Consider the following 8,584-nt stretch of genomic DNA (forward strand, 5'->3'; position numbering starts at 1 on the left):
CATTTTGTCCCACTTAATAGACAGTAGAACAAACGTTCGTTCAACTACACATAACCGACTTATGCTGTATATCCACCTCAAAGAATGGTAATATACAGAGTGTAACAGCTTAATGGCTTATAGGCGGAAAAATGGCGTGATAAACCGCAAAACGCGTGATTATCATATTCTAAAAGCGTGATAAGGTTACTCTGGAGCGCGTAAAACAGAAAATCCTCCTCATAAACCCGGGCTGCAAAACCCATCAGGTAATATCTATTACTTTACAACCCTATTCACATTCTGTCAAGCGCATAACCACTCACCGCGTCGTGCAGAGATAAAACGACACTGAGTGACGACAAAACGATACCGGGCAACCCCTCCCCACACTGTGCAGCGGCAAAACGATGCAAGGCAACGGCAAAATGACACTGAGCTACGACAAAACGGCGCCGGGCAACCATAAAACGACGCCGAGTAACGGCAAAACGACGCTGAGCAACGGCAAAGCGACGCCGGGCAACCATAAAACGACGCCGAGTAACGGCAAAACGACGCTGAGCAACGGCAAAGCGACGTTGAGCTATGGCAAAATGACGCCGGGCAACCATAAAAGGATCCCAGTCAACCCCTCCCCCTATTTTCTCTTTCAAAATGGGGGATTGAGGGGGCGACAAATAAGATTTTTCCTATCCTAAGATCTTATTTTTCTTGGATTTCCTTTCGCGCCCTTCGCGTCTCACCTGCACTTGCATCGCAGGTACAAGTGTGGCGGTTGATTTCTTTACACTTCCTAATGCCAGATATCCTCATAAGCATGCTCGGCCTTCAACAGATCTCCGCGCTCGAAGCGATGCGGATCAAAGGGGCTGATGTCGACCGTTTTGGCTGCGCCGTCCACGATCAACTCAGACATGCACAGTCCAACCGCCGGCGCGATCTTAAAGCCGGTTCCGCTGAAGCCGCATTGGGCGTAGAACCCCTCCGGTCCGATCTGCCCGAGGATGGCACGCTGGTCGGGTGAGATACCGTCATAGCCGCCCTGGTCGCTGTGTAAATCTCCATTCTCCATGCTGGGAATTCGTTCGCAGATCCGCTCGATGGCCCGCTCTACAAATCCAGGCTGGGCGCGGTCGGTAAAGCCATCCGGGGATTCGCCGATCGGATTTTTATCCTCCAGCCCAATTAGGGTCAGCCCGCCGGTCTCGGAACGGAAATACATCGAGTGGATATTGTCGATCACCGTCGGGTAATTGGCGGGAATCGATTTCGGCTGCCGGACAAAGGCCACATCATGTCGCCAGGTGTCCACGGAAAGATCGACTCCTGCCATCGCCGCGATGGATTGTGCCCAGGCTCCCGCTGCATTGACGATGATCGGCGCGGAGAAATCACCCTGGGATGTACTCACCCCGCTCACTTTGCCGGAAGCAAGTTGAATTCCCGTCACGGCGCAATCCTGTACCAGTCGGGCACCAAAGCGCTTGGCGGCATCCATTAAAGAGGCTGCCACTGCATTCGGGTCGGCATATCCTGATTCAGGTTCATAAGCCGCCACGTTGAAATCATCCGTCCTGAAAAAGGGCGCCAGGCGTCTAACGTCTTCAGGGTCGATCAGCAGGGAAGGGATCCCGATCCGCTGATGCATGGCGACGTTGCCACGCAGCGCCTCTTCGTAATTCTCAGAAACGAGTTGGATGAAGCCGGTCCGGGTGAATCCAGAATCTCCTCCAATAATATCCTTCCAGTGGCGGAAATATTCAAAGGATTTCCAGGCTAATCGAGATTCTGGTTCAAGATCGTAATGCATTCGTACCAATCCGCTCGAACGACCCGTTGCTCCGGCCGCGAGTGTTTTCTTCTCCAACACGAGAGATTTCAAGCCGCGCTGGCCCAAATGAAACGCCAGGCTTGCCCCATGAATGCCCCCGCCGATGATGATCGCGTCTGCTGTATTGCTCATTTGATCTCCTTATTCACTAAACACAAAGGAACACAAAGGTTTTCTTAATGCTTCTTAGTATCCTTTGTGTTTAAATTTTCCTTATTGTAATCCCAAACTTGTGTCATAATTGGCCCATGTCACTCCATCCCGATTTTATCCATGAACTCAAGGGTCTCACTTCCGGCGATATCCGCACAGATGATATCACCATCACCCTTTACAGTACCGATGCCTCCATCTATCAGATTGCGCCGCGCGGTGTCTTTATCCCCCAAAATCAGGATGATCTGCATGCCGCGGTTGAGTTGGCTGCCAAATATAAAATTCCGATTTTACCGCGTGGCTCTGGTTCCAGTTTAGCCGGGCAGGCGATTGGGGATGCCCTGATCCTTGACCTATCGCGTCACCTCGACAAGATCGTGGATGTTGATCCCGAAACGCGTACTGCGACTGTTGAACCGGGCGTGATCCTTTCTGACCTCAACCGGGTCGCCGCCAAATTTGGCCTGGGATTTGGTCCCGACCCCGCCTCCGCCGATCGCGCCACAATGGGTGGCGTCATCGCCAATAATGCGACCGGGGCCCACTCCATCCGCTATGGCATAGCGGCTGATCATATCCTTTCCGCGGATGTCATCCTGGCCGATGGTGCGCTGGCGACTTTCGCGGAAAGATCGTTAGCCGCAGCCTCTCTCATCGCAAAGGATAGTCATCTTGCGCAGCCCTTTGAATTTGGCGAATTAGACACCTCGGCAAATCTCGAAGCGACGCTCTATTCTGCGGCACTCCATATTCGTAATAAATATGATCAGCAAATCCGCAACAGTTGGCCGCGTGTCTGGCGAAACACCTCCGGGTATCGTCTGAATTATTTACTCCCCTGGTCGGCTTCAGCGCCTCCCCAATGGGATCAGAAACGCTATCCCAACCTTCAACCTAATACTATCAACCTCGTACCTCTCCTCGCTGGCTCGGAGGGGACTCTGGCTGTCATTCGCAAAATGACAGTTAATCTCGTTTCCAGGCCAAAGCAGACGGTTTTGGTTGTGATCCCATTTGAAAGCGTTGCGGAAGCCTGTGATGCAGTCCCCGGGATTTTGGAGAAAAAACCTTCAGCAATTGAGTTGCTTCCGCGGATATTGATCGAGTTGGCACGCGAGGTCCCGGCCTACGCACCGATGATCGACTTTGTTGACGGGGAAGCCTCCGATCTTTTGGTGGTCGAGTTTTCGGGGGCTAATCCGGTCCGCTTGCAGGAACAAGCCAAAGCGCTTGGTGATGACTTGCGTATAGTCACTAACTCAAAGGCACAATCGAATATTTGGAAGGTGCGCAAGGTCGGCCTGGGGATTTTGTCGACATCCACGAGTGAAACCCGCGGGGTGACCTTTATCGAAGATTGCGCGGTGCCTGTGGAAAGGCTGGGGGAGTATGTCCGCGGGATGGAGCAGATCTTCAAAAATTTCGGCACTCGCGGCGTATTCTATGCCCACGCCTCCTCAGGTTGCCTGCATATGCGCCCGGTGCTGAATGTTAAATCAGCCCAGGGAAAACGTGACCTGCGCAAGATCGCCGAAGCCGCTTTAGGGCTTGTACTCAGCCTGGGTGGCGCGATGACCGGTGAGCATGGGGATGGTCTTTCCCGCTCTGAATTCCTTGAAAAAATCTATGGGAAAGAGATTAACGATGCCTTTCGTCTGCTCAAAAATGCTGCCGATCCCGATCATCTTCTCAATCCCGGCAAGATCGTTTCCCCGCCGCCAATGGACGAAAATTTACGTTATGGGCCGGATTATAAGGCAGAGGCTTTCAGCGTCCCTGTGTTGGACTATGGGGCACAGGGCGGGCTGATCGGCGCAATCGAGCAATGCAATGGAGCCGGCGTCTGTCTGAAGTTTGATGGGACGATGTGTCCCACCTTTCAGGCAACCCGCGAGGAAAGCCATTCCACGCGCGGACGGGCAAATCTACTTCGCGCATTAATCTCTGGGAAAAGCATAACCGCCAAGTCACAAAGGATGCCAAGAAAGAACTTTTTAAAAACTTGGCGTCTTGGCGGTTCATCTTCCATGATCAGCGGTCAGCCCTCCTCAGTTCAAGAGGCAGTTGTTAACTCCCTTGATCTTTGCATCGCCTGCAAGGGCTGCAAATCCGAATGCCCCTCGGGCGTGGATATGGCAAAACTCAAATATGAGTTCTCCAGCCATTATTACAAATCCCACCCGCATAAACTGAGGGATTATGTCTTTGGGTATATTGGATCATTGGCAAAACTCGGTGCACCATTTGGAAGATTGCTCAATTGGGGAATGGGTAACCAAATGATTGGGAATTGGGCGAAGAAATCTTTAGGCGTTGCCCCTGAACGTGCGTTGCCAAAATTTAATACTTTGTCATCGCGAGGAGAGCTATATCCGACGAAGCGATCTCCAAAACAGTGGGGGAGACTGCTTCGCAAACGGACGCTCGCAGTGACAGATAAACCGGCTATCATTCTCTACCTCCCCGACGCCTTCACCCGCTATTTCGAGCCAGAGATCGAACGGGCCGCGCTGAAAGTTCTCGGAGCATCTGGTTGTGAAGTGATTACCTTACCGATTATGGGCGCTGGCCGGACCCTGATCTCAAAAGGATTTCTCGAGGCGGCAAAGAAGCACGCCCAAGCTGTGCGGAATGCGATCGCCAAAATTGACCCCGAAGGAGAATATCCCGTTGTTGGGGTTGAACCTTCAGAGATCTATACCCTAAAGGATGAGTATTTGGACTTCTTCCCGAACAATGAAGATATGCGGTCCTTGAATCAGCGTAGTTATCTTATTGATGAGTTTTTATTGCGTGATGACAGGAATTTGCGCGTAGCCAATAAGATAAGAGTAGATCGAGATCAGGATTTGCAGAAAGTCAGCTTGCATGGCCATTGTTATCAAAAGGCCCGTCCGCCCGCAGATGATGGTCTCCCTGTTGGGCAGGAAGCCACCGCAGCGCTGCTCGGTGCTTTTGGCTATGATGTGGAGATTATCCCATCCGGTTGTTGCGGAATGGCGGGATCATTTGGTTACGAAGAGGAGCATTACGCATTATCGATGCAGGTGGGGGAGCTGGTCCTCTTTCCGGAAATTCGCCGGAAAATGGGGGCAAGCGGAACCACCTCAATCGTCGCCCCGGGGACATCTTGCCGGGAGCAAATTGCAGATGGCACGGGTGTCGCGGCAGATCATCCACTGGTGCTAATTTCCGCTATGATCGACGGATCATGAAAAAAAGTAACCTGATATTCTCATTATTGACAATATTCATATTGGGAATTTTCTCTGCCTCGGCTGCTGCATCCGCGCTCAATCCCAGGCCTGCTGTCGACGCATATACCTTGATCGATGAAGTGAACGCTTTGCGCACCGCAAACGGATTGCCCCCTTATGCGATCAATGCGACCTTGATGTCCGTTGCCCAGGCCCATACCCAATACCAGGCGAATACAGGCACGGTGACCCATTACAGTGCGGATGGCTCACGCCCATCCCAGCGAGCGCTGGCAGCAGGATATCCGGTTGCGGGAGATCTCTCGCTGGGTGGATTTTTCTCTGAGAATATCCAGGCAGGCACAAATTTAACGCCCGCGCAGGCGGTCACAGCATGGCAGGGAGACGCGCCCCATTTACTTACCATGCTCTCCCCCAATCTGACAGAAGTTGGCGCTGGCGTGGTGACTGTTGGAAATTATGTCTATTACACGCTGGATGCCGCGCTTCCCACTGGAGGCACCATTGCTTATACCCCATCGGGAGGTGACGGGACCCCGGGAACTGGTGCGCTGCCGACCCTGGATTGGATCGTCCCCGTTGTGACGAGTACCCCGAATGAGAATGGGCAGGTGGTTCATGAGGTAAAGGTGGGCCAAAGCTTATGGGGCATCGCAGATATTTACGGGACAACTGTCCAGGAATTAAGAAATATTAACGGGATGAGTGCTGAAGAATCGATTTTTCCCGGGGAGATGATTTTGGTTCGTATTCTTATCCCGACCGTGGTCGAGCCGACTTTGACAGCGACAGCCACTATTGAGCCTTCGCCGACAGCTCCTGTTTTCACAGAAACCAGCATCCCCGCGCCCACAAGTGACGCGACTTTAGCGGTAAAAGAGATTCCTGTTGACGAGGGGTTGAAAAAAAAATTTGTTGGAGATAGTAGCTTATTGGCTGTAATGGCAATTATATTGGTCGCTCTTTTCATGGCGGGATTGGTGACCTGGCTAAGCGGCAGAGAGCGGGATTAAATGCACAGACTTCCGAAGTTTTCAAAACTTCGGAAGTCTCATTTTGCGAAGAGTTTTACTTATGCACGTCTGCCGCGATGAAAGACAACCCGCGCTCTGTTAGTTGCCAGGCAGTTTTATTCGTGGACTCGTATTTATCCATGAAGTTTAATTCCAGATCATCCCAGGCACCCGATTCGATCACCTCAGCTTTGTCCCGGAAATAATCCAGAATATCGGAGGGGTGTTCTCGTGCACCGTCTATTTCGGGATCACCACCCTCGTGTTTTGCGGAAATATTTGGGACATGGTCAGCCAGATCCAGCAACTCGTCGCGGCGGTTGTAGGGTTGGATGATGATATTTTTGAAGCACTCGGTAATATGATGCTCAAATCGGACGATATCTTCGAAGCCAAGTGATTTGCGGAATTGAGCGGTGATCTCCATCGATTGATTATTGACCGAGTTGCCCCAGTTGAAGCCAATCAGGGGGGTGGTCCCATCGTCACGAGAGAAAAGTTTTGCGCCGATTAAGGTCCACAAGGCACCATAAGGATTATCATTGCCCATAAAGACCGAGATTTTAAACTCATTGTCGATCTCCAGACGATGGAGCATATATCCCAAAAAGACCGTGCCGGGATTGATATTCAGGACCTGCTTGAGGCCATAGTTGGTATAGTAATACAGGTATTCGTCCAGCCACATCAGGGCGTGATCATTGGGCTGCCCGATCCCGCCAAAATAACCTGCGATAGTATCCGGGCCACCGAGGTGGATATTGGAACCATCGGTCCCCTTTGTATCCAGAGTCTCAACATAGGATGCGCCGATAATTTGCATCGCAGCGGCAAAGGCGACCAGGTCGCCATCCTCTTCCTGCTCCTTCATCATGCGGACGCGGATAATTCGCCCGGGCAGCAATTTGCCCTCGTTGATCGAACGTTTTGCCGCGCTGATCAGCCAGGGGAAATATTGACAGGCGCTGACTTCAAGGGTGACGGCAAAATCATCGGTGAAATTTGTCGATGCGGCTTTTTCGCCGAGAACTTTATTTCGATAATCATCCACAGTGATAAAAGCCCCCGCGTCACGTTGCCCTTCAAGCCAAATTAGATCGTCAAGGTATTCGGGCTTGGTCTCCTTGACCTTGGCAAGCAGGTTGTCCAACTTGCGGGCTTCTTCGGCTTTGGCATTGATCTCTTCAGGTGTGCCATATTTGGCGACGACATCCAGAAAATCGTTGATCACTCGCTCCTCGGGATTAAGTAGGATTGCATTGATCTCATCAATGCGGGAGTGGGGTATCTTCAGCAAATTGCGTAAATCTTGGGTCATGGGATTCTCCGGTTATTAAGAATTTGTAATCAAAGTATAGAATATTGGAAAGGGAATCGCAAGGAATAAAAATCACAAGATTTACTATGCTGGTGTCATGAAAACCAGCCCCCAGGGCTGGTTTGGAAGAGCGGGTGAACGGATTCGAACCGTCAGATATTAATATTATTTTATGAAGGGGATTTTATTGAAAGGCTATTCCCTTTTATGCAACCGTAAAAGGTCATCTGAAACAGGCTCAAATGTATAAAATGGAATTAAGTCAAGCAATGGAATAGTTGTATAAATTGGTCTTGTATCAATATTTCCGGCGATATAGGCTGCCAAAGAATCTGCAACTTCTGTCGTCCCATCTCCAATATAGGCTTGATGAAAGTCTATCCTTGTTAGCCCCCTTTCTATATGGGCAACGTAATAAAAGGTATAAAGTCTATCCCACTCTGTAAAAACGATCGCATCTTCTTCAACTTTATTGACTATACGTCTGGCTAAGCGAGCTTTTTGCTCAGGCGCAAAAATGGGATATACGCCCGAATTTTTTATATCGCGAGTATACCCATTTTCCCAGGCAGAAAAGATTGCTTTGCGGGATTGCCAGAAGGGGAAAATAATAATCAGAAAGCTGAGTAATATCATCGCTAGATTTCGATAATCTTTCTTCTTTGCAGAAAAGACATAATTAATTAGCCAAGATAATAATTCCAACAATCCACATATACCAAGCCCAAGCCATATATATAAAATGGGATCGGATAGAGTAAAAAATTGAGCATATAACGAAGAATTTTGGGTAAGAGCAAAAAGCCACAATGGTAGAAAAATACCTGCAACCAATATTGCCTCGAACCAAAGCTTTCTTTTAATATCGTTATTCCGAAAAAAAATATAGATAAATCCTATTAAAATCAATAATTTTGAAAAACTTGAATAGGAGCTTTGATAAATTGTGAAACGATTTGTGATTGTGGATGCCGGAACATCAAAAAAGTAATTTAGCGCACTCTCTGCGGGGAAAAGAATATCAAGATGCTCCAGAGGTGTAACAAATTGATCTTCGGTCAAGCCC

The 8,584-nt window shown here is 49.9% G+C and carries 6 protein-coding genes; 2 read left to right on the top strand and 4 right to left on the bottom strand.

Annotated elements, in window-relative coordinates; genetic code table 11:
- Positions 1 to 275: 275 nt before the first annotated feature.
- Both AC3DOM_RS12815 and AC3DOM_RS12820 read right to left on the bottom strand, forming a co-directional pair.
- On the bottom strand, positions 276 to 659 hold the full coding sequence (locus AC3DOM_RS12815) for a hypothetical protein (protein ID WP_487919441.1): 384 nt from the start codon (positions 657 to 659) through the stop codon (positions 276 to 278).
- A 116-nt stretch (positions 660 to 775) separates the two neighbouring features.
- Entirely contained in the window at positions 776 to 1,945 is a 1,170-nt protein-coding gene (locus AC3DOM_RS12820; RefSeq protein WP_487919442.1) for an NAD(P)/FAD-dependent oxidoreductase, read from the bottom strand.
- A gap of 116 nt (positions 1,946 to 2,061) precedes the next feature.
- On the opposite strand from AC3DOM_RS12820, the gene AC3DOM_RS12825 reads away from it, so the two are divergent.
- Both AC3DOM_RS12825 and AC3DOM_RS12830 read left to right on the top strand, forming a co-directional pair.
- Entirely contained in the window at positions 2,062 to 5,184 is a 3,123-nt protein-coding gene (locus AC3DOM_RS12825) for an FAD-binding and (Fe-S)-binding domain-containing protein (RefSeq protein ID WP_487919443.1), read from the top strand.
- Positions 5,181 to 6,200, top strand: a complete 1,020-nt coding sequence (locus tag AC3DOM_RS12830) for a CAP domain-containing protein (protein ID WP_487919444.1) — start codon at positions 5,181 to 5,183, stop codon at positions 6,198 to 6,200. The genes AC3DOM_RS12825 and AC3DOM_RS12830 overlap by 4 nt, the downstream gene beginning before the upstream one ends.
- Before the next feature lie 55 nt (positions 6,201 to 6,255).
- On the opposite strand, the gene AC3DOM_RS12835 is transcribed toward AC3DOM_RS12830, so the two are convergent.
- Both AC3DOM_RS12835 and AC3DOM_RS12840 read right to left on the bottom strand, forming a co-directional pair.
- The gene (locus tag AC3DOM_RS12835; RefSeq protein ID WP_487919445.1) at positions 6,256 to 7,518 is read right to left on the bottom strand and encodes a hypothetical protein; all 1,263 of its coding nucleotides are present in this window, start codon (positions 7,516 to 7,518) and stop codon (positions 6,256 to 6,258) included.
- Between the two features lie 195 nt (positions 7,519 to 7,713).
- Positions 7,714 to 8,584 (bottom strand): hypothetical protein (locus AC3DOM_RS12840; RefSeq protein ID WP_487919446.1); only part of this gene is annotated, 871 nt, incomplete at its 5' end.

Source organism: Candidatus Desulfolinea nitratireducens (genome assembly GCF_982879505.1).